This is a genomic window from Salinigranum salinum, assembly GCF_009176545.1.
In the GTDB taxonomy this organism is placed as follows: domain Archaea; phylum Halobacteriota; class Halobacteria; order Halobacteriales; family Haloferacaceae; genus Salinigranum; species Salinigranum salinum.
This window is the reverse complement of record NZ_VTOJ01000002.1, coordinates 24552-45546: the sequence shown is the minus strand read 5'-3', so window position 1 is coordinate 45546 and position 20995 is coordinate 24552. Positions and strand designations below refer to the sequence as shown.

The window sequence follows — 20995 nt, the reverse complement described above, 5'->3', positions numbered from 1 at the left end:
TCGGGTCGGCTCGGGTCGGATCACCCGAGGCTGCCTTCCATCTCCAGCTCCACTAGCCTGTTCAGTTCGACCGCGTACTCGATCGGGAGTTCGCGCGTGATCGGTTCGATGAAGCCCGAGACGATCAGCTGCTTGGCCTCGTCGTCGTCGATGCCACGAGATTGGAGGTAGAAGACGTCCTCGTCGCCGATCTTGCCGACCGTGGCCTCGTGAGCCACGTCGACGCGGTCTTCCATGATCTCGATGTGCGGCATCGTGTCCGACAGCGAGTCGTTGTCGAACATCAGTGCGTCACACTCGACCGTACAGGAGGAGTCGTACGCGCCGTCGGCGATACGGACCAGGCCCCGGTAGTTGGTGCGCCCACCCTCGCGGGCGATGGATTTCGAGACGATCGTGGACTTGGTCTCCGGGGCGTTGTGATACACCTTCGCGCCGGTGTCGATGTCCTGCCCGCGGGAGGCGAAGGCGATGGTGATGTGATTGTCCGACGCGCCGCGTCCGTTGAGGATCGTCGCCGGATACAGCATCGTCGCCTTCGACCCCATCGACCCCGAGATCCACTCCATCCGCCCGTCGCGGTCGACGATGGCGCGCTTGGTGTTGAGGTTGTACGTGTTCTTCGACCAGTTCTGCACCGTCGAGTACTGGACGTGTGCACCCGCCTTCACGAACACCTCGACACAGCCGGAGTGGAGGTTGAACGCCGAGTACTTGGGTGCCGAACAGCCCTCGATGTAGTGCACTTCGGACCCGCTCTCGGCGACGATGAGCGTGTGCTCGAACTGGCCCATCCCCTCGGAGTTCATCCTGAAGTACGCCTGGATCGGCATGTCGAGACGGACCCCTTCGGGGACGTAGACGAACGACCCGCCGGACCAGATCGCCCCGTGGAGCGCGGCGAACTTGTTGTCCGTCGGTGGGACGCACTTCGTCATGAAGTACTCGCGGACGAGGTCGGGGTGTTCCTGGACCGCCCTGTCCATGTCCATGAAGATCACGCCCTCAGACTCCCACTCCTCGCGCATGTTCTGGTAGACGATCTCGGACTCGTACTGGGCACCGACGCCCGAGAGCGCGTTCCGCTCGGCCTCCGGGATGCCCAGTTTGTCGAACGTGTCCCTGATGTCCTCGGGCAGGTCGTTCCAGTCACGGACACCACCCCGGACCTCGACGTCCGGGCGGATGTACGGGACGATGGCGTCGACGTCCACCTCCGAGAGGTCCGGCTGGTTCGCCCACCCGGTCGGCATCGGCATCGCGTGGAACGTCCGTAGCGCGCGGAGCCGACGCTGCAGCATCCACTCGGGTTCGCCCTTGTCCTCGCTGATGACACGGACCGTCTCCTCGTTCAGCCCCTTCTCCGCGACGAACGCCGCGCGCTGTTCCTTCTTGAACTCGAAGCGCGCCTGTGCGTCCGTCTCCTCGAAGTGCCGTTCCTCACGGGTACTCATGCCCGTTCTCGGTGCCGAACTGATATGAGTCTATCTGGAATCGTTCTTTTTATTGGTATTGCTCGAACGATCCGTTACACAATCTCGCTCGAACGACGGTGACGGAGCGACAGCGACCGAGGGCGACGGTGGCCTTTTGCCGGCGGCTGTCGAACGGGGATCATGAGCAAGGCGACGTTCGAGCTGTACGTCGACCGGGGAGGAAACCACCGGTGGCGACTCGTCCACGACAACGGCAACATCATCGCCGACAGCGGCGAGGGGTACGCCTCGCGGCAGAAGGCCCGGCAGGGGATCGAGAGCGTCAAGCGGAACGCGTCGGACGCCGAGGTCGTCGTCGACGAGTAGGGGAGCCGAACGGACGGGGAGGCGGGCGAGCGGGGAGGCGAGGACATTAAACGCCGTCGGAGACGGGGACCACAGCCGCCTCGGGAGCCTTTATCCGTGCGTAGGGCCGAAGGAGTGGTAATGAAGCGGAACGATCAGCAGGCGTACGACCGGGGGACGTCGCTGTTCTCGCCCGACGGTCGGATCTACCAGGTCGAGTACGCCCGCGAGGCGGTCAAGCGAGGTGCGCCCGCCGTCGGCGTTCGCGCCGCGGACGGCGTCGTCCTCGCCGCACAGACGCGCACGAGTTCGTCGCTCATGGAGACCGAGAGCGTCGAGAAGCTCCACAAGCTCGACGACCACATCGGTGCCGCCAGCGCGGGTCACGTCGCCGACGCCCGCCAGCTCGTCGACGACGCCCGGCTGCAGTGTCAGACCAACCGCCTCCGGTACGGCGAGCCCGTCGGCCTGGAGACGCTCACGAAGTCGCTCACCGACGACATCCAGGAGAGCACGCAGTTCGGCGGCACCCGCCCGTACGGTGCGTCGCTTCTCATCGGCGGGATGGACGGCGAGCGGCCCGGCCTGTTCGCGACGGACCCATCCGGCACGCCGCAGGAGTGGAAGGCGGTCGCCATCGGGGGCTCCCGGGGCGAGATCCAGGAGTTCCTCGAGGAGAACTGGACGGCGGAGCTCTCCACCGACGACGCGGTGACGCTCGCGCTCGAGGCGCTGCTCGCCGGCGTCGACTCGCTCACCGCCGAGGAGGCCAGCGTCGCCGTCGTCACGGGCGAGGGCTACCGGCACCTCTCGGTCGAGGAGGTCGGCGACGTCCTCGACGAGGTCCAGCCCGAGTCGACGGACGACGACGAAGCGTGAGCACGCCCGAGAGCCCACACCTCGCCCGCATCACCACCTATCCGGTCAAGTCGCTCGACGGTCTCGACCGCGACCGGACCGGCTTCAGGGGCCAGGCGCTCGCACACGACCGGGAGTACGCGCTCGTCGACGACGACGGCGACTACGTCAACGGCAAGCGCGAGCGGGCCGTCCACGGACTCCGGAGCGAGTTCGACCCCGACCGTCGACGACTCCGGCTCTGGACCTCCGAGCACGAACCGCGGACGTTCTCCCTCTCCGGAGCCGGAGGAGACGGCGCAGACAGTGGACCCGAGGTAGTCGACGGGCACGGAGCAGGTGACGAGACCGACGGAGACGCTCTCGAGGAGTGGCTCTCCGACTACTTCGGCTACCCCGTCTCGCTCCGTCGTGACGCCACGGGTGGCTTCCCGGACGACACGGCCGCCGCAGGCCCGACGGTCATCTCGACGGCGACGATCGAGACGGTGGCCTCGTGGTTCCCGTCGATCTCGGCCGGAGAGATGCGACGGCGGCTCCGGGCGAACCTCGAGATCGGCGGCGTGCCGGCGTTCTGGGAAGACCGGCTCTTCGACGACCGCGACCACGTCGTGCGCTTTTCGATCGGCGACGTGACGTTCGAGGGCGTCAACCCCTGTCAGCGCTGCGTCGTCCCGACTCGCGATCCCGACACCGGCGAGGAGACGCCGGGCTTCCGCGAACGCTTCGTCGAGCGCCGTCGGGAGACGATGCCGTCGTGGAGCGGTGGCGACTGGTTCGACCACCACTTCCGGCTGATGGTCAACACGCGCGTCGTGGGCGACACGCAGGGACGAGGAGTGGCGGTCGGCGACCCCGTCAGAGTCGGTGACACCCGACCGAGCGGAGACTAGTCCGGAACGCTGTTCGCGTTCCGGTACCCGTCCGAGAGCCACTCTCGACGCGCGAGGGCCGTGACTCGTGGGCCGGTCGTTCCCGGTCGTGCGCCCCACCCGCCGGAGTGAGTGGGTGTTTTGCTGGCACAGACCGTACTGGAAGGCTGTGTTCAGCCGCGCCCGCTCGTCGAACTGCGAACACGGTCAGTCGTCGAGCGCCGCTCCCACCGACGAGAGCGACAGCGTCCAGCGGGTGCACCGGTTCCGCCGCCGACTCGACCACGGGCGTGTTCTGACCGAGTGCTACCTGTTCGCGGCGGTGGGCGTCGTGGCGTTCTGGGTCGCCGTCGCCGTCCCCTTCTTCTACCTTCCCCTCCTGTCCCGGGGACTGGAGACGCGGGGCGAACTCCTCGTCTTCGTCGCGCTCGTGGCCGTGAACGTCGTCGCGCTCGGACTGGGCCACCACCACCGACACCCCGGAACCGACCCGGACACCGGACGCGGAAACTGATCCGGGACGCAAGACGGGGAACCGAGCCGAAGACGAGACGCGAGTCGTGAGGCGGACATGACCGACAGTCACGCCCCCCGACGACTCAGGTCGCAGCGGAGAACGAACGAGGAACCCCCGACGCTCGGCTTCGCCGGGACTGACCCGTCCACGGTCGGTGACCGCTGGGACGGGCTCGTCGATCGACCTACGGTGGTGAACGGTGACTGGGCCGTACGACTTTATCCACCCGGCGCGACCCATCCACGTATGGACGCGCTCACCGGGGGGACGGTCGTCGACGCCGACGGGGTCAGGTCGGCCGACGTCGGCATCGAGGACGGACGGATCGTCGCGGTCGGCGCGGTCGATTCGCCCGACGAGGAGCGAGACGTCTCCGGACAGGTGATCGTCCCGGGTCTCGTCGACGCACACGTCCACCTCATGCTGGACGGACGCCCAGACACCGCGACGGTCACGTCCGAGTCGGCTGCGTTGCTCTCGTACCGTGCGGCCGCCGCGCTGTCGGAGGCGCTCGACGCCGGAGTGACGACCGTCCGCGACCTCGGCGCGCGCGACCGGATCGCACTCGAGGCCGCCCGCGCCGTCGACGAGGGCGTGCTCGACGGGCCTCGCGTCGTCGCCGCCGGGCGAGCCGTCGTCATGACCGGCGGCCACGGTCACCAGTTCGGTCGCGAGGCGGACGGTCCCGCTGAGGTCAGGAAGGCCGCACGCGAGCAGCTCAAAGCCGGGGCAGGCGTGCTCAAATGTATGGCCACCGGCGGCGTCCTCACGGAGGGTGCCGACACCGGCGGCGTCGAACTCACGACCGACGAGATCAGGGAGCTGACGGCGGCGGCCAGCGCGGCGGGCGTGCCGACGGCCGCACACGCCCACGCCGCCGAAGGGATCGACAACGCCGTCCGTGCCGGGATCTCCAGTATCGAACACGGGACGTACATGGACGGGGCGGCTGCCGAGCGGATGGCCGACACCGGAACGGTGTGGGTGCCGACGGCGAGCGCGCTCCACGGCATCGTCGACAACGGCGTCGACGCCGGCATTCCGGCCGAGGCCGTCGAGAAAGCCGAAGCCGCCCTCGACGCATACGACGACGCGTGGGATCACGCGCTGGCGCACGGCGTCCGAATCGCTATGGGGACCGACGCCGGCACCCCGTTCAACCACCACGGGCGCGCCGCACTCGACGAACTCGCGTACATGCACGAGTACGGGCTGTCGCTCGAGGACGTACTCCGGGCGGCGACCGTCGACGGCGCCGCGTTGCTCGGACTCGACGACGTGGGGCTGATCCGCGAGGGGTACGTCGCGGACCTGCTGGTGCTCGACGGCGACCCGCTGGACGACGTCGACGCGTGGCGTGAACTCGAACACGTGATCCGCGACGGCCGGATCGTCCGCTGAGACTGCACCGAGTCGAGGGGGCGACCGCGGTGCGTCAAACCGCCACACTGCGACCGTGAAACGGAACTGTTTTACGTATCTCGGCGTTTGTTTCGACTGAGCTCCGTTGGTGTAGTCCGGCCAATCATCTTGCCCTCTCACGGCAAGGACCAGGGTTCGAATCCCTGACGGAGCACTACAGCGAGCGAGTTTTTCGAGCGAGCGAAGCGCGCACGGAAGGGATTCGAATCAGAGAGTGACGCGAGCGTACGCGAGCAGAACGACCGTGGTTCGAATCCCTGACGGAGCATCCTTTCCTGCCGCCACCTCTGCCAGTACAACCGGGCCTCCGAGTGCTTCGTTTCAGACGGCCCAGCCAAACCGGGATATTCAGTTTTTGGTGGGAAGACATTATTTTCTCCCCGTACAAGCGACAGTATGTCGAAGTCGACCGACGAGCGAGGACGCCTCTACCTCCCGAAAGACGTCCGAGACCGGTTCGGCGAGACGTACCGTATCGTCGAGCTACCGAGCCACGTCGCGCTCTTTCCGGTAGATGACGATCCGCTAGAGGGACTTCGTGAAGCGGTCGGGGACGCCTTCGAGGGGACAGACGCAGACGAGCTGAAAGAACGAGCACAGAGAGCCATCTCCGAGGAGATCGAGGTAGAGACCGAAGTCCGACGGACGAACCGCGAGCGTTGAGCCGTGTACGTGGAAACCGATTTTCTGACGGCACTGGTCAAAGACGAGGGCTGGCTTCGCGAGTCGGCACTCCGGGCGCTCGACGAGCGGGAGGACCTCCACACCTCGATTCTCGCGTACGTCGAGGTGCTGGTACTCTTCTACGACCGCGAACAGGCTAACTACGAGATCGACGCGCCCAGAGCGATCGCCAACCTCCTCGAACTCGTCCGGATAACGCCGTCGGAACACGAGGACGCCGTCCTCGCGGCGGCAGCGTTCAGCGAGGAGTACCAGCTGACACCGTTCGACGCGCTCCACGCCGGGATCGCAGCCACGAGCGGTGAAGACGTTCTCTCGAGCGAGCGAGACTACGACACCGTTGGGCTAGACCGAATACCGCTCGAACCGGACGCTGGCGACACTGACGAGTAAGAGGCGCGAGTTCGATCGGCCCGGTGTCCACTTCACGTCGCCACACCATCGTAACGAACGATCCGTGCAGTCGTCACTGGTGAGCGTTCGTCCGGACTGAGATCGTCTGACGGGCAGTTCACCGGGCGTTCGTATCCGAATCGATCCCGTCATCCCGAGCGGCGTCGACCGGATCGGCGCACACCGGGCAAACACTGATAGACGTCGTGAGCGACGCTACAGCTATGAGTGAAGTCGTTCTCGTCGACGGCACGCGGACCCCGCACGGAACGCTCCTCGGTTCGCTGACCGACGTCGGGGCAGTCGACCTCGGGCGGACCGCGGTCGACGGCCTCCTCGATCGGGTCGCGGTCGACCCCGGACGCGTGGATCACGCGGTGCTCGGCAACGCGATCCAGGCGGGGATCGGCCAGGTGCCCGGTCGACAGGTGGTCGTGGAGTCGCGGTTGCCGAACGCGACGCCGACGACGACCGTCAACGAGGCGTCGGGATCTGGACTCCGGGCGATCACGCTCGCCGCCGACCGCATCGCGGCGGGGCGCGCGTCGTTCGTCGTCGCCGGCGGGTTCGAGTCGATGACGCATGCCCCGTGGATCCTCCCCGGCTACCGGGAGGGAAAACGGCACGGCGACGTGACGCTCAAGGACTCGATGCTCCTCGACGCGCTCTGGGACGTGAACCTCGACGTACACATGGGTGAGATCACCGAACGACTCGTCGATCGCTTCGGCGACGAGTACGACCTCTCGCGGGAGGCACAGGACGCGTACGCGCTGGAGAGCCACAGGCGCGCGGCCGACGCGATCGAAGCCGGTCGGTTCGACGCCGAACTCGTCCCGGTCGACACCGGCGACGGAACCGTCGACCGCGACGAGGGACCGCGTCCCGAGTCGACGATGGCTGACCTCGCGGCGCTCTCGCCGGCGTTCCGTCCGGAGGGGACGATCACGCCCGCGAACGCCTCGAAGCTCTCCGACGGGGCGGGTGTCGTCCTGCTTGCCGACGGCGACACGGCCGCGGACGCCGGACTCGATCCGATGCTGCGACTGGTGGACTACGACTTCGTCTACCGGGAGCCCGACGAGTTCAACGAGGCCGTCGGCGACGTCGTGGAGCGGCTGCTCGCGGCGAACGATCTCGGCGTCGACGCGGTCGACGCCTGGTGGGTGAACGAGGCGTTCGCCGCCCAGTCGGTCTACGTGATGGAACGGCTCGGGATCCCGCGCGAGAGGATGAACCCGTGTGGCGGCGCCGTCGCGTTCGGCCACCCGATCGGCGCGTCGGGCGGGATGCTCGCGACGTCACTAGCGTACCAGCTGGTCGACGAGGGTCTCGACTGCGGCCTCGTCGGAATGAGCCTCGGCGGTGGTGGGGCAGTGATGTCGCTGTGGCGTCGGTGAACGGCTCCGGCAGGGGCACATTCGCGATCGTGCCGACTGGACGACTCCTGTCGGACGTCGAGTCGGCGGCGGCGGGCCGCGTCTTCTGGACCGTCTGCGGACCGCCGCTCACCGATCGAGCACGGGGGCGTCCCCGGCGAGGCTGACGCGCTTGCGGTCGGGATCGTACCGCACGACGTCGGCCTGATCGAGCAGCGGGAGGTGGACGTGGTGGAGCACGGCCGAGAGACGGTCACCGTCGTCCGGACTCGCGCCGCCGACCGTACCAACCGCCGGCAGGTCGACGTGGTCGGCGAGCGTCGCTGCCAGTTCCGAGAGCGGGATCGGGCGGTCCACGCCGCCGAGCACGTCGACGACGTGCCGACGGAGCGCCACGTCGTCCGGTTTCGGTTCCCACCGATCCCGGAGAGTGTCACGGTCGACAGACCGCGTGCTCTTCGGCTGGTAGTTGGACCACCCCTCGAACCGTGTCTCGACAGTCCCGTCGTGCCAGGAAATCAGGCCGGCAGCGTCGAGTTTCGGCAGGTGGATGTGGTACAGTTCGGTCAGAACGTGATCGAGGGCCACGTCAGCGGAGTCCGGCGGCGGCAGACGTCTCTCTTCGGCACAGACCCTCGCGGCGAGAGTCGATTCACTGACAGGCTCGGACTGCGCCGACAGGACCGAGAGGACGGTCCGACGGCGGTCGCCCAGGACGTCAGATACGGACGCTCGTGGAAACCACGAAACGTGATTCCCGTGGGGTGGTTCTCCCCGTCTCTCCCCCATCGCGAATAGACGTAAGCAACCTCGGTAAATACCAGTTGGCCCAAATTGATTAGGGTGTGTGCTACGATGTCGTGGTGGGTACCGACGCGGTAGAGGAGGGCCGTTCGACAGACCTGTCAGAAGAATACTATCGTCGGACCGTCGACCAGGGACCACGAGAAGCCGGCGTGAACCCGTCTATTCGGCCCGTGAACGCCCGGTTTTCCGGGGGCGAGCGCGAGGCCTTCCGTCAACGGACGTTTTATGACACTACCCGCTGTACGCGTCGCATGGATTCCGCGGGGTCGCTGTCAGACCGGCTCAGTGAGACGCTCTCCGTCTTCGAGGAGCGGTCGTCCGAGTTCGAACCGCTCACGACGAGCGAAGTCGCGGACACGCTGTCGTGTTCACGCCGGGCGACGTACAACCGCCTCGACGAACTCGTCGCACGCGACGCGCTCTCGACGAAGAAGGTCGGCGCTCGCGGTCGGATCTGGTGGTTGCCACTCGATCAGGCTCCCGATGCAACGACGCGCGCCGGATCCGGCAGCGGGACCGCCACGGCCGACGTGATCGATCGGGGTGGGGGTGGGCCACAGCTGGAGTTCCAGTCGCTGGTCGGGGCGGTCGAAGAGTACGCCATCTTCATGCTCGACGCCGACGGGCACGTCGTCACCTGGAACGAGGGGGCGAAGCGTATCAAGGGGTACGAACGCGAAGCGATCGTCGGCGACCACTATTCGACGTTCTACACCGAGGAGGCAGTCGCCGACGGGACGCCCGGGCGAAACCTCGACCGGGCGGCGGCGGAAGGCTCGATCGAACTGACGGGGTGGCGACGCCGCGCGGACGGATCGCGTTTCTGGGCGACGGCGACGCTCACGGCCATCCGCGACGACGACGGCGAACTACAGGGGTACACGAAGGTTACCCGCGATATGACCGACCGCCGCGAGTACGAGCGCAAGCTCCGCCGACAGCGCGACGTGGTCCGGACGGTCCTCGAGACCAGCACGGCCGGAATCGCGCTCCTCGACGCCGACGGGACGGTCGTTCGAAGCAACGGCCCCGCGGTGGAACTGCTCGGCCCATCCGCCGCCACGGACGGGGACGCGACCGAGTGGCCGGTCGTCGACGCCGAGGGTGCGTCCGTCGCGCCGGACGAGCACCCGCTCGGACAGATCGTCGACGCCGGGGAGGTGGCGACCGACCGGGAAGTCCGGATTCGGGGGTCGGACGGTGACGTTCGGTGGGTTTCGATCAACACGGCTCCGCTCACGGATACGGGTGGAAACCTCGACCGGATCGTCGTCACTGCACACGACATCACGACGCTCCAGACGCGGAAACAGCGGCTGGCCCGTCAGCGGGACGCCCTCAGGCGAGAGCTCGACGAGGTGTTCGATCGAATCGACGACGGGGTGTTCGCACTGGACAGGGAGTGGCGGTTCACGTACGCGAACGAGCGGGCCGAAGTAGTGCTCGGCCGCCCGATCGACGAACTCGTCGGAGAGCCGGTGTGGGCGGCGTTTTCGGACGCAGACTCGCGGTTCCGCGAGGTGTGTACCCGCGCGATGGAGACACAGAAGCCCGTCGAGTTCGAGACGACGCTCTCGACACCGGACGCCCGGTTCGAGGTCCGTGTGCATCCCTCGGAGAGCGGTCTGTCGATCCACCTGCGGGACGTGACCGAACGGTGGGAGCGCGAGCGCCAGCTGGAACGGTACGAGACGATCGTCGAGACCGTCGACGACGGCATCTACGCCGTCGACGCCGACGCCCGCTTCGTTCTCGTCAACGACGCGTTCTGTGAGATGACCGGCTACGGCCGCGACGACCTCCTCGGCACGTCGGCGACGCTCGTCCACGACGACGAGATCACACCGCGGGCCGTCCGACTCGTCGAGGAGATCGCCGCTGGCGAGCGGGAGACGGCGAACATCGAACTGGACATCCACCGGGCCGACGGCACCAGTTTCCCCGCCGAGAGCCGGCTCGGACCGGTGCAGCTCGCCGACGGTCGCGGACGCTGCGGTGTGGTCCGGGACGTCACGGCGCGCGTCGAACGGGAGCGGGAACTCGAACGACGAGTCCGCCAGCAGCGGGTCGTCACCCGTCTCGGTCAGCGGGCGCTCGAGAGCCACGATCTCGACGCGCTGATGAGGGAGGCGTCCGAACGGGTCGCCGAGACGCTCGACACCGACTACTGCAAGGTGCTCGACCTCGACCGGGACGCCGACCGACTCGTCCTCCGACAGGGGGTCGGGTGGCACGACGGGATCGTCGGTTCGGCGACCGTCTCCGCCGTCGACGACGAGTCGCAGGCGGCACACACGCTGGCGTCGAGACGACCGATCGTCGTCGAGGACCTGGAGGCGGAGTCGCGGTTCAGCGGCCCCGACCTGCTCACGGACCACGACGTCCACAGCGGGATCAGCACGATCGTCGGCTCGTTCGAGCGGCCGTGGGGAATCCTCGGCACCCACGACCGCGACCGGAAGGCGTTCTCCGAACAGGACGTGAACTTCGTGCAGTCGGTCGCGACCATCCTCGCCACCGCCATCGACCGGCAGCAGAACGAGCACCGGCTGAGGAACCAGCGAGAGCGGCTCACGGCGCTGAACAACCTCTACGAGGTCGTCAGCGACATCACCGACGCGGTGGTCAGTCAGTCCACCCGCGAGGAGATCGAACGCGTCGTCTGTGAGCGACTCGCCGACTCCGACTCCTACCAGTTCACGTGGATCGGAGAGGTCGATTCGCGCTCGCAGACCGTCCAGCTCCGGCGAGAGGCGGGCGTCGAGGGGTACCTCGACGACATCACGATCTCGGTCGATCCCGACGACCCGCGCTCCCGCGGCGCGACGGGGAGGGCCGTCGAGACGATGGAGATGCGCGTCTCCCGGAACCTCCTCGAGGACCCGGACTACGAACCCTGGTACGATCACCTCCGCAACTACGGGTTCCGGTCGCTCGCGGCCATCCCGATCACCCACGATGGGACCCTCTACGGGACGCTGGCCGTCTACGCCGACCGGTCGAACGCGTTCGAGGAACAGGAGCGGGCCGTGATCAGACAACTGGGGGAGGTGATGGGACACGCCATCGCGAGCATCGAGCGCAAGCGGGCGCTCATGAGCGACGAGGTGGTCTCGGTCGAGTACCTCGTGCGCGACGTCTTCGACGAGTACGCGGTGCCGGCGATCGACGGGCGAGTCACGCTCGAACGCGTCACTCCCATCGGAGACGGCGAACACCTCGCGTACGGTACCATCTCGGCGGCGGGCTTCGAGCAGCTCCGAACGCGGGTCGGCGACGTTCCCTCCTGGCGGGAGGTGACAGCGATCAGTGAGGAGTCGGACACGGTCCGGTTCGAACTCCGGCTCTCGGAGGCGCCGGTCGTCTCGGCGGTCGCCTCCCGCGGCGGCTACGTGAGACGGGCCGTCGTCGAAGACGGCGACTACCGGATCGAGGTGCACCTCCCGCCGGGCGTCGAAACCCGGCAGATCTCCGACGTCGTCCGGGAGACGTTCCCCGAGGCCAAGTTCGTCTCCCAGCGCCACTCCACTCGGCCGCTGGGGAGCGGGCGCTCGCTGTTACGCGTGCTGAGCGAGGACCTGACGGAGCGACAGCGGACCGTGCTCGAGGCGGCGTACTTCAGCGGCTACTTCGGATGGCCCCGGGAGAGCACCGGGGAGGCGGTGGCCGACTCCCTCGGCGTCAGCCCACCCACGTTCCACCAGCACCTCCGGATCGGCGTCCGGAAACTGCTCGATTCGACGTTCGCCGACGTGCGCGCCGTCAACGAGTGACCGGGAGCGAGGGACAGTCGACGCGTCTCGTCGACTCCGTCTCGACCGCCGACCGACCCTCGCATCGGCGCGTGAGACGGCGTGGACGAGGGCTTTTCTCGGTGGCACCCCTATCCGACGTGTGCCACGGTTCGATGCGGTCCTGTTCGATCTCGACAACACGCTCTGCCGTCACGAACAGTCGGCCGAGACGATCTACACCGGCGCGTTCGATCGGGCCGGCGTCGAACCGTTCGGCGAACCGGACGACCTCTGGCAGGCACTCGACGGCGACCCGGATCCGCACGATCCCGCGGGCTATCTCGCCGCCGGTTTCGAACGGATCGCCGCCCAGTACGACGAGACGGTCGACGCCGACGCGCTCGCCGCGGGCTTTCTCGAGACCGTCGACTACCGTGCGGTCTCGCTGCTCCCCGGCGCTGAACGGGCACTCACCGCGGCGCGCGACCACGCTCCCGTCGGCCTCGTCACGAACGGTCCGGCGTACCGCCAGTCGGTCAAGGTCGACGCGCTCGGTCTCGCGGATGCGTTCGACGTGGTCGTCTACGCGGGCGATCTCCCGCGGCGGAAGCCACACCCCGACCCGTTCGACCGGGCACTGTCGCGGCTCGGCGTCGACGCGACGGTGTCGCTGTACGTCGGCGACTCCGTCGAGTACGACGTGGTCGGGGCCAGCCGGGCGGGGCTTCGGGTGGCGTGGTGTCCCGACTCGGACGGAGCGAGCGGGTACGAGACCGGCGAGACGCCGTGGCCCGACGGTCACCGACCGGACTACGTGCTCGACACGCTCGCAGGACTCGTCGACGTGCTCGACGGCCCTCGACACTCGCGGTGACGGGGATCGACCACCGCACCGACGGCCGACGTCGCGGCTTACCGGGTGGATAGTAACGTCGGTCGCGGTCTCACGTCCACCCGTACCACCGTTCGGTCGGCCCGTGACGGCCGACCGGTGCCCCACACGGTGGTACGCGAGTGTCAGCTACTCACGGGGGCCAGGACGGGACTGACCTCCGTCCGGGGACGGCCGTGCTCTCGTCTCCCCCTCGTGGATACCCGTACAGATCTGCCGCACCGACCGACCATGCCCCCGGCCGGGAGCCGTGCCGTGTGCTCGCGGAGAGTCCCGGCACGCTCCGTGGCCGTCTCTGCTGTCCGTTCGGCGCACGATACCGATATGTCCGCGTGCGATCCGAAAGAGAGCGCCGTCTACCCCGCTGTCGCCGTCGCTCGGACATCTGTCATCATCCGCAGGAGGGCTTCCGTCACGTCGTCGCTCGTCACGTCACAGCTCGGTGACGACTCGACGAACGGGACCGATCAGCGTCGACATACCAGTCGCGGGTTCGTCAGTCGCGGCGTTGTGCGACCGAGAGGAGCAGGACCGCCGCCACCACGGCGGCGGCGACGCCGAGCTCGGGGACCGTGGCGAAGACGGAGACGTCGAGCGCCGTCAGCGCGAGCACGACGGCCGCCACGCCAGTCGTTCCGAGGGTGTACGTCTGCCACGGGACCTCGGCGTCACGGTGGTCGTCGGCTCCTGCCCGGTCGGCGGGGGCAGTCACCTCCTCGGCGTCGTCGTTACCGGCCGAGTCGTGGATCGGGCCGCGCGTCGAACCGTCGTCGGTGGCCAGATCGAGATAACTGGTGACCGACGCGGCACGGGGACGTGGTTCGACGACGCCCCGGCTCTGGTTGTAGTCGATGACGTCCATGTCGTCGAGTTTGGGGAGGTGTCGCTGGTAGAGTGCGATGTAGACGCGCTGTCGTTCGCTCGACGTGAGTGCCTCGACGGTCGTGTCGTGCTCCCAGGCCGCAACCTGTTCGGCGAGGTCGCCCATGGCGACGCGGTCTTCGACGTCGCGCAGCCGTCTGAGCACCTGCCGTCGACGCTGGTTCTGGAGGAGGTGGAAGATCTCGTCCGGCCCGAACGCCTCGCCGTCCGCGTCGTCGATCTGATCCGTCAGAGGCTCCTCGGAGGGTGACTGTTCGAGTGCGGTACTGGTCGTGTCGACTGACATCTGTCTCTTCGTTACATTGTGCAGCGGCATAATCAGTGGAAGCCGTTCTCGCTGTTTCGGCGTTAAGCGGGTTGTAATCGGACTGTTTCGCTTCGAAACGGTCGAAACATTTTAGTAATTAGTGTCGCCAGTACACCGATTCTGCAGGTGCGCGGTCGGCTACGGAGCGTCGGCCGACTGCGCACGGAGAACCGGATCGCCTGACCGCCCGAACAGTCATATCCCTCCGCGCCGCAGGGGCCGTACGATCGTTCTACCATGTCTCAGGGATACAGCCACGGGCGAGTGCAGGAGTACTGGCAGTCGGTCTGGGAGCGCGAAGGTGTCTACCACGTCGGTGACGCCGCCGACCCGACCTACGTGCTCGGCATGTTCCCGTACACGTCGGGTGAACTCCACATGGGCCACGTCCGTAACTACACCATCACGGACGCGTACGCCCGCTACCGACGGATGCGGGGCGACGAGGTGCTCCACCCGATGGGATGGGACGCGTTCGGTCTCCCCGCCGAGAACGCCGCGTACGACCGCAACACTGACCCGCGGTCGTGGACGGAGACGTGCATCCGGCAGATGCGCGAGGAGATGGAGACGATGGGGTTCGGCTACGACTGGTCGCGCGAGATCACGACGTGCGAACCGGAGTACTACCGCTGGAACCAGTGGCTGTTCACGCGCTTCTACGAGGCGGGACTCGTCGACTACGAGGCTGCGACCGTCAACTGGTGTCCGGACTGCGAGACCGTCCTCGCCGACGCACAGGTCGAACGGCGCGACCGTGGCGACGGGGACGGAGACGACCACGCCACACACGACGCCGACGGGACGGTCGAGGTCTGCTGGCGGTGTGAGACGCCGGTGGGTCGCCGCGACCTCGACCAGTGGTTCTTCCGGATCACCGACTACGCCGAGGAACTCCACGCCGGGCTGGACGACCTCGACGGCTGGTCCGACAGCGTTCGCGAGGTGCAGCGCAACTGGATCGGCCGCCGCGAGGGTGCAGAGGTCACCTTCGACGTGCCCGCCCGCGACACCACGGTCGACGTGTTCACGACCCGCCTCGACACGGTCTTCGGCGGCACGTTCGTCGCGCTCGCCCCGGGCCACGACCTCGCGCGTGCCGTCGCCGCGGAGGACGAATCCGTCGCACAGTACGTCGACATGGTCCGCGGTCGTGCCGACGCGGGGAGCACATCCGGCGTCGACACGGGGCTCCGGGCCACCCATCCCCTGACGGGCGAGGAACTCCCCGTCTACGTCGCCGCGTACGTCCTCGACGACGTCGGGACCGGCGCGGTGATGGGCGTCCCGGCGCACAACGAGCGCGACCACGCGTTCGCCCGCGCGCACGACCTCCCGATCCGGCAGGTCGTCGAACCCGTCGACGGCACCGCGACGAACCTCCCCGACGAACCCTTCACGGGCGACGGGATGCTCGCCGACAGCGGGGCGTACGACGGCCTCGCCAGCGCGGCGGCCCGCGACCGCCTCCTCGACGAGGACGCTGTGGCCGAGAGCGTGACGTACCGGCTCCGCGACTGGCTCATCTCCCGCCAGCGCTACTGGGGGACGCCCATCCCCGTCGTCCACTGCGACGACTGCGGCCACGTGCTCGTCCCCGACGAGGACCTGCCCGTCGAACTCCCCGCGTTCGTCCAGACGACCGGCAATCCGCTCGACGCGAGCGACGAGTTCGTCGAGACCGACTGCCCCGACTGCGGCCGCCCCGCCCGGAGGGAGACGGACACGATGGACACCTTCGTCGACTCCTCGTGGTACTTCCTCCGGTTCCTCTCGCCGGATCTCGACGACGCGCCGTTCGACGCCGACCGGGCCAACGACCTGCTCCCCGTCGACGTCTACGTCGGCGGCGACGAACACGCGGTGCTCCACCTGCTGTACATCCGCTTCTTCGCGCGGGCGCTCTGTGATCTGGGTCTGCTCGACGTGCGCGAACCCGTCGACCGCCTCCTGAACCAGGGGACGGTGCTGTACGACGGCGAGAAGATGTCGAAGTCGAAAGGCAACGCCATCGCGCCCCACGAGTACGGCGCGGAGACCACGCGGCTGTTCGTCCTCTCTGCCGCACACCCCGAACAGGACTTCGAGTGGACCGCGAAGAAGGTCTCCACGGCGTACGACCTCCAGCAAGCGGTGTACCGGCTGGTCCGCGAGTACGTCGACAGCGACGCGGAGGCGACCCGCGACGAACACGCGCCGCACGACGCGTACCTCGAGCGCGAGCTCGACCGGACTATCGCCGCCGTCACGGCGGACTACGAGCGGTTCCGCTTCCACCGCGTCGTGAGCGAGATCCAGGGGTTGACGCGGCTCCTCCGCCGCTACCGCGCGTACGAGACGCCGTACAAGTACCCGTACGAGCGCGGGCTCCGGACGCTGGCCCGGTTCGTCGCCCCGATCACGCCCTTCCTCGCCGAGGAACTCTGGAGTATGCTCGGAGAGACGGGACTGGCCGCGGAGGCACGCTGGCCCGAACCGATGCAAGAGATCACGGCCCACCAGGTCGAACGACAGCTGATCCGGCAGACGCTCGACGACGTCCGCGGCATCACCGACGTGGTCGGCATCGACGAACCCGACGAGATCGAACTCGTGGTCGCCCAGCCGTGGAAGTACCGCGCGTACGAGATCGCCCGCGCGGCCGATCCCGACGAGGCGATCGTCGGGCGGATCATGGCCGACGAGGCGGTCGCGGAACACGGCGAGGCCGCCGGAGAGTACGCCGCGAGCGTCGCCGAGCGAAAACCGGGGCTCGAACCAGTGCTCGACGCCGAGCGCGAGCGGGAACTGTTCGAGCAGGCGGCGTGGCTGTTCGAGGAGGAGTTCGGTGCCGAGGTGGTGGTCCGGGAGGCGACCGACGGCCCCGACGACGACCTCGCGCGGAAGGCGCGCCCGGACAAGCCTGCGATTCACATCGACTGAGGACGGGCCGCGGACAGAGCCCGATCCCTGTGCAGGGACGGACCGAGTCAGCCACTGGGCGGGAGCGAGCCCGGTCAGCCGCCGAGGAAGTCCCGCCGCACCTGTTCGTCGCCGAGGAGTGCCTCGCCGGTGTCGGTGTGGCGGTTCTCACCCTGCGCGAGGACGTAGCCGCGCTCGCAGCGTTCGAGCGCCGTCTTCGCGTTCTGCTCGACGATGAGGACGGCCGTCCCGGCCTCGTTGATGGTGTCGATGTGGTCGAACATGGTCGTGACGAGGTCGGGTGCCAACCCCGCCGAGGGTTCGTCGAGGAGGACGAGCGGCGGGTCGAGGACGAGCGCCCGCCCCATCGCCAGCATCTGTTGCTGGCCGCCCGAGAGGTTACCGGCGCGCTGGTTCGTCCGCTCCTCGAGCACGGGGAACTGTTCGTACACCCGGTCGAGGTCGTCGTCGTCCGCACCCCCCTCGAGGTAGCCCCCGAGTCGGAGGTTCTCCTCGACGGTCAGCGAGGCGAAGACGTTGCCCGACTGCGGGACGTAGCCGATGCCGCGCTGGATGATCTTCTGCGGGGCGAGCCCCGCGATGTCCTCGCCCGCGAACTCGACGGTGCCGCTCATGAAGGTCGTCAGCCCGACGACGGTCTTCATCGCGGTCGACTTGCCGGCCCCGTTGGGACCGACGATGGCGACGTACTCGCCGTCGCCGACCGCGAGGTCGACCCCGTGGAGCACCTGGAGATCGCCGTAGCCCGCCTCGAGGTCGCGAACGTCGAGGAGCGTCACGGCTCGCCCTCCGTGGTCCCCGCCGGTCGGCGGGGTGCCAGCGGTGCCACCGCGTCCGTCGTGTGGAGGTCGTTCACCGACATGGTCAGCTCCCCAGGTACGCGTCGATGACGCGCTGGTCTTCGAGGATCTCCGCGGGCGTCCCCGTCGTGAGGACGCTCCCGTTCGTCAGCACGATCAGCCGGTCGACCAGATCCGTGAGCGTCTCGAGTTCGTGTTCGATGATGACGAGCGTGAGCCCGTCGTCGTTGAGCGACTCGATGTGCGCCGCGATGTCGCGCGTGAGCGTCGGGTTGACGCCCGCGAACGGTTCGTCGAGCAGCAGGAGGTCCGGATCGAGCATCAGCGCTCGCGCGAGTTCGAGCAGTTTGCGCTGCCCTCCCGAGAGCGCCCCGGCGTACTCGTCGACCATCGTCTCGAGGTCGAAGAGGTCGAGCAGTTCCTCGGCGCGTTCGTGGGCCTCGCGCTCGCGGCTCTGTGTCGCCTCCGTCCGGAGGATCGCGTGGTGCGCCCGTTCGCCGGGGTGGTCGGGCGTCGGGAGCAGCATGTTGTCGCCGACCGACATCGTCGAGAGCTCGCGCGTCTGCTGGAACGTCCGTACCATGCCGCGACGGGCGAGTTCGTACGGTTCGACGTCCGTGATGTCCGTCCCGTCGAACGTGACGGTGCCGGCGTCGCTATCGAGCACGCCCGAGACGCAGTTGAACAGCGTCGTCTTCCCCGCGCCGTTCGGGCCGATGATCCCGACCAGTTCGCCACGCTCCACCGAGAAGGTCGCGCCGTCGAGCGCCCTGATCGAGCCGAACGACCGCTCTAACTCCGCGACGTCGAGCAGGGTCACCGGTCCACCCCCAGCTCTCGCGCGTCGCCCCAGATCCCTTCGGGGCGGTAGCGGATGATGATCATGAGCAGCAGACCGACGAGGACGAGCCGGATCGAGGCGAACTGGTCGGCGGTGACCGCCGGAATCTGTTCGTTCAGGAAGCGGGTCAGCAGCTGGAAGCTCATGATGATCGCGAGGCCGCCGATCACGCCCCGGTTGCTGGCGGCCCCCCCGATCAACATCCCGATCCAGACCAGCACGGTCACGTTGATCGTGAAGAAGCCGGGGGAGACCGCGCCGAGGTGGAACGCGAACATCGCGCCGGCGAACCCCGCGAGCGCGGCACCGTAGATGAAGACGACCAGTTTGTACCGGAAGACGTTCTTGCCGAGGGTGGCCGTGACCCGCTCGTCGGCCCGGATCGCGTGGAGGACGCGCCCGTACGGCGACTCGGTGAGGCGGTGGAACACGCCGTACGCCAAGAGCGCCAGCGCGCCGAACAGGAACGCGGTCGCGAAGAGGTTGGGCGCGCCCTCCCTCGTGAGCGAGGCCATGGGCCGGGGGATGTTGCCGAGGCCGAGACTCCCCCCCGTGATGGACTGGAACGTGCCGACGAGTCCGTGGATGATCTCGGCGACGGCGAGCGTGACGATGGCGAGGAAGTCGTCGCGGAGCCGGAGCGTCGACGCACCCAGGATCGCCCCCAGGACGACTGCGGCGGCCACGCCCGCGACGAGGCCGACGGGCCAGGGGAACCCCAGCCCGATGCCCTCGAACGGAGCGTCGGCGGTCAGCATCGCGGCGGTGTAGCCGCCGACGGCGAAGAACGCGACGGGGCCGAAGTTCACCAGGCCGGCGTGGCCGAACTGGAGGTTCACCCCGACGAGGATCAGGACGTACGCGAGGAAGATGATGCCCACCTCGAAGAAGAGGAGCGTCGCGCGCGGCGGCGCGATGAAGAGCGGGCTCAGGAGGAACGCCACAGCGACGACGACGAGGACGACGCCGGCGCGGGCCGCGTCGACGGGGAGGTCGTCGAGGGCGCTCACGACTCGCGCACCTCCTGGTTGACGATCCCACCGGGACGGATCAGCAAGACGACGATGAGCACCACGAACGCCATCGTGGTACCGAACTCAGAGACGCCGGTCGGCAGGAAGCCGATGGCGAGCGAGATGCCGATTCCGAGGAGGTACGAGCCGACGACGGCCCCGTAGGGGCTCCCGGCACCGCCCAGGATCGCCGCCGTGAGCACCAGGAGGAGCTGACCGAAGCCGAGCGAGGGGTTCACCGAACGGCTCACCGCCAGGAGCACGCCGGCGATACCCGCGAACCCCGAGGCGAGGAGCCAGACGACGTGGCGGACGCGACGGGTGTCGATGCCGGTCACGAGCGCCAGGTCCTCGTTGTCGGAGGTGGCTCGCATCGCCACGCCGATCATCGTCCGGTTGAGGAACAGGTGGAGCGCGAGGACCGAGACGAGGGTGAGACCGACGATGAACACCTGCTGGTCGGTGAAGAAGAAGCCCAGTTCCTCGAAGCGGTACGACGTCGGACGGGCCGTGTCGATGTACCTGGGGCTCGCGCCCGCGAACAGCCGGATACCGTTGCGCAGGACGAGCCCGAGGCCGATCGAGGTCAACAGCAGTGGGACCGCGCCGGCGTCGTTCAGCGGCTCGAAGCTCACCTGAGCGACGCCCCAGCCGAAGACGGCCGTGACGACGAGCGCGACGAGGATGGCGACCGTCAGGGGGAGACCGACGAACTGCGCGGCGATCAGCCCGACGTACGCGCCGACCGTGACGAACTCGCCGTGCGCGAAGTTGATCATGTTCACCAGTCCGTACACCAGTGTGAAGCCGATGGCTCCGAGCGCGATGAACGAGCCGAGCACGAGACCGAAGATGAGTTCCTGAACGAAGGGAATAGCCATTTATTAAGAG

General features: G+C 68.0%; 18 protein-coding genes and 1 tRNA gene. 12 read left to right on the top strand and 7 right to left on the bottom strand.

All coding sequences use genetic code 11. The features are described 5' to 3' along the window. Positions 1–20 precede the first annotated feature (20 nt). On the bottom strand, positions 21–1454 hold the full coding sequence (gene sufB, locus FZP69_RS11880; protein ID WP_152041630.1) for a Fe-S cluster assembly protein SufB: 1434 nt from the start codon (positions 1452–1454) through the stop codon (positions 21–23). A 162-nt stretch (positions 1455–1616) separates the two neighbouring features. Between sufB and FZP69_RS11875 the strand changes: the two genes are divergently transcribed. The 9 genes from FZP69_RS11875 (at position 1617) to FZP69_RS11835 (ending at position 7927) form a co-directional block, all read left to right on the top strand. Further along, entirely contained in the window at positions 1617–1802 is a 186-nt protein-coding gene (locus FZP69_RS11875) for an HVO_2922 family protein (protein ID WP_152041629.1), read from the top strand. A 120-nt stretch (positions 1803–1922) separates the two neighbouring features. Next, positions 1923–2660, top strand: coding sequence for an archaeal proteasome endopeptidase complex subunit alpha (psmA, locus tag FZP69_RS11870; protein ID WP_152041628.1), 738 nt, complete (start codon positions 1923–1925; stop codon positions 2658–2660). Further along, positions 2657–3532, top strand: coding sequence for an MOSC domain-containing protein (locus tag FZP69_RS11865; protein ID WP_152041627.1), 876 nt, complete (start codon positions 2657–2659; stop codon positions 3530–3532). The genes psmA and FZP69_RS11865 overlap by 4 nt, the downstream gene beginning before the upstream one ends. Before the next feature lie 148 nt (positions 3533–3680). Beyond that, complete coding sequence (locus FZP69_RS23040; RefSeq protein ID WP_152041626.1) at positions 3681–4025, top strand: hypothetical protein; 345 nt, start codon at positions 3681–3683, stop codon at positions 4023–4025. Between the two features lie 249 nt (positions 4026–4274). After that, the gene (locus FZP69_RS11855; RefSeq protein WP_152041625.1) at positions 4275–5429 is read left to right on the top strand and encodes a metal-dependent hydrolase family protein; all 1155 of its coding nucleotides are present in this window, start codon (positions 4275–4277) and stop codon (positions 5427–5429) included. 100 nt (positions 5430–5529) lie between these two features. Next, positions 5530–5604 (top strand) — tRNA-Glu (locus FZP69_RS11850). A 242-nt stretch (positions 5605–5846) separates the two neighbouring features. After that, positions 5847–6113: an AbrB/MazE/SpoVT family DNA-binding domain-containing protein gene (locus FZP69_RS11845; protein ID WP_152041624.1), complete on the top strand. Its 267-nt coding sequence runs from the start codon at positions 5847–5849 to the stop codon at positions 6111–6113. 3 nt (positions 6114–6116) lie between these two features. Then, a complete protein-coding gene (locus FZP69_RS11840; RefSeq protein ID WP_152041623.1) occupies positions 6117–6527 on the top strand; it encodes a type II toxin-antitoxin system VapC family toxin in 411 nt (136 codons plus the stop codon). Positions 6528–6751: 224 nt separating this feature from the next. Next, complete coding sequence (locus tag FZP69_RS11835) at positions 6752–7927, top strand: thiolase family protein (RefSeq protein WP_152041622.1); 1176 nt, start codon at positions 6752–6754, stop codon at positions 7925–7927. 108 nt (positions 7928–8035) lie between these two features. Here FZP69_RS11835 and FZP69_RS11830 read toward each other — a convergent pair whose 3' ends face one another. Continuing rightward, positions 8036–8695 (bottom strand): DUF7344 domain-containing protein, encoded by a 660-nt coding sequence (locus FZP69_RS11830; protein WP_449329023.1) that lies wholly within the window; start codon positions 8693–8695, stop codon positions 8036–8038. A 269-nt stretch (positions 8696–8964) separates the two neighbouring features. Here FZP69_RS11830 and FZP69_RS11825 point away from each other — a divergent pair, with 269 nt between their 5' ends. Together FZP69_RS11825 and FZP69_RS11820 are read left to right on the top strand one after the other, a co-directional pair. Next, positions 8965–12486, top strand: a complete 3522-nt coding sequence (locus tag FZP69_RS11825) for a PAS domain S-box protein (protein WP_152041620.1) — start codon at positions 8965–8967, stop codon at positions 12484–12486. A gap of 121 nt (positions 12487–12607) precedes the next feature. After that, positions 12608–13321, top strand: a complete 714-nt coding sequence (locus FZP69_RS11820; RefSeq protein WP_152041619.1) for an HAD family hydrolase — start codon at positions 12608–12610, stop codon at positions 13319–13321. A 514-nt stretch (positions 13322–13835) separates the two neighbouring features. On the opposite strand, the gene FZP69_RS22565 is transcribed toward FZP69_RS11820, so the two are convergent. Next, entirely contained in the window at positions 13836–14507 is a 672-nt protein-coding gene (locus tag FZP69_RS22565; protein WP_192918569.1) for a DUF7344 domain-containing protein, read from the bottom strand. 258 nt (positions 14508–14765) lie between these two features. On the opposite strand from FZP69_RS22565, the gene leuS reads away from it, so the two are divergent. After that, positions 14766–17450: a leucine--tRNA ligase gene (gene leuS, locus FZP69_RS11810; RefSeq protein ID WP_152041618.1), complete on the top strand. Its 2685-nt coding sequence runs from the start codon at positions 14766–14768 to the stop codon at positions 17448–17450. A gap of 74 nt (positions 17451–17524) precedes the next feature. Here leuS and FZP69_RS11805 read toward each other — a convergent pair whose 3' ends face one another. The 4 genes from FZP69_RS11805 to FZP69_RS11790 form a co-directional block, all read right to left on the bottom strand. Beyond that, positions 17525–18229 carry an ABC transporter ATP-binding protein gene (locus FZP69_RS11805; protein WP_152041617.1) on the bottom strand — a complete coding sequence of 235 codons (705 nt, stop codon included), beginning with the start codon at positions 18227–18229 and terminating at the stop codon, positions 17525–17527. A gap of 85 nt (positions 18230–18314) precedes the next feature. Continuing rightward, positions 18315–19070, bottom strand: a complete 756-nt coding sequence (locus FZP69_RS11800) for an ABC transporter ATP-binding protein (RefSeq protein WP_152041616.1) — start codon at positions 19068–19070, stop codon at positions 18315–18317. Continuing rightward, on the bottom strand, positions 19067–20101 hold the full coding sequence (locus FZP69_RS11795) for a branched-chain amino acid ABC transporter permease (protein ID WP_152041615.1): 1035 nt from the start codon (positions 20099–20101) through the stop codon (positions 19067–19069). Before FZP69_RS11795 ends, FZP69_RS11800 begins: the two co-directional genes overlap by 4 nt. After that, positions 20098–20985 (bottom strand): branched-chain amino acid ABC transporter permease, encoded by an 888-nt coding sequence (locus FZP69_RS11790; protein ID WP_152041614.1) that lies wholly within the window; start codon positions 20983–20985, stop codon positions 20098–20100. The genes FZP69_RS11795 and FZP69_RS11790 overlap by 4 nt, the downstream gene beginning before the upstream one ends. Positions 20986–20995: the final 10 nt, after the last annotated feature.

Coding starts and splice junctions, on each gene's coding strand:
- sufB (WP_152041630.1), bottom strand. CDS start 1,454: ATGAGTACCCGTGAGGAACGGCACTTCGAGGAGACGGACGCACAGGCG.
- FZP69_RS11875 (WP_152041629.1), top strand. CDS start 1,617: ATGAGCAAGGCGACGTTCGAGCTGTACGTCGACCGGGGAGGAAACCAC.
- psmA (WP_152041628.1), top strand. CDS start 1,923: ATGAAGCGGAACGATCAGCAGGCGTACGACCGGGGGACGTCGCTGTTC.
- FZP69_RS11855 (WP_152041625.1), top strand. CDS start 4,275: ATGGACGCGCTCACCGGGGGGACGGTCGTCGACGCCGACGGGGTCAGG.
- FZP69_RS11845 (WP_152041624.1), top strand. CDS start 5,847: ATGTCGAAGTCGACCGACGAGCGAGGACGCCTCTACCTCCCGAAAGAC.
- FZP69_RS11835 (WP_152041622.1), top strand. CDS start 6,752: ATGAGTGAAGTCGTTCTCGTCGACGGCACGCGGACCCCGCACGGAACG.
- FZP69_RS11830 (WP_449329023.1), bottom strand. CDS start 8,695: ATGGGGGAGAGACGGGGAGAACCACCCCACGGGAATCACGTTTCGTGG.
- FZP69_RS11825 (WP_152041620.1), top strand. CDS start 8,965: ATGGATTCCGCGGGGTCGCTGTCAGACCGGCTCAGTGAGACGCTCTCC.
- FZP69_RS22565 (WP_192918569.1), bottom strand. CDS start 14,507: ATGTCAGTCGACACGACCAGTACCGCACTCGAACAGTCACCCTCCGAG.
- leuS (WP_152041618.1), top strand. CDS start 14,766: ATGTCTCAGGGATACAGCCACGGGCGAGTGCAGGAGTACTGGCAGTCG.
- FZP69_RS11790 (WP_152041614.1), bottom strand. CDS start 20,985: ATGGCTATTCCCTTCGTTCAGGAACTCATCTTCGGTCTCGTGCTCGGC.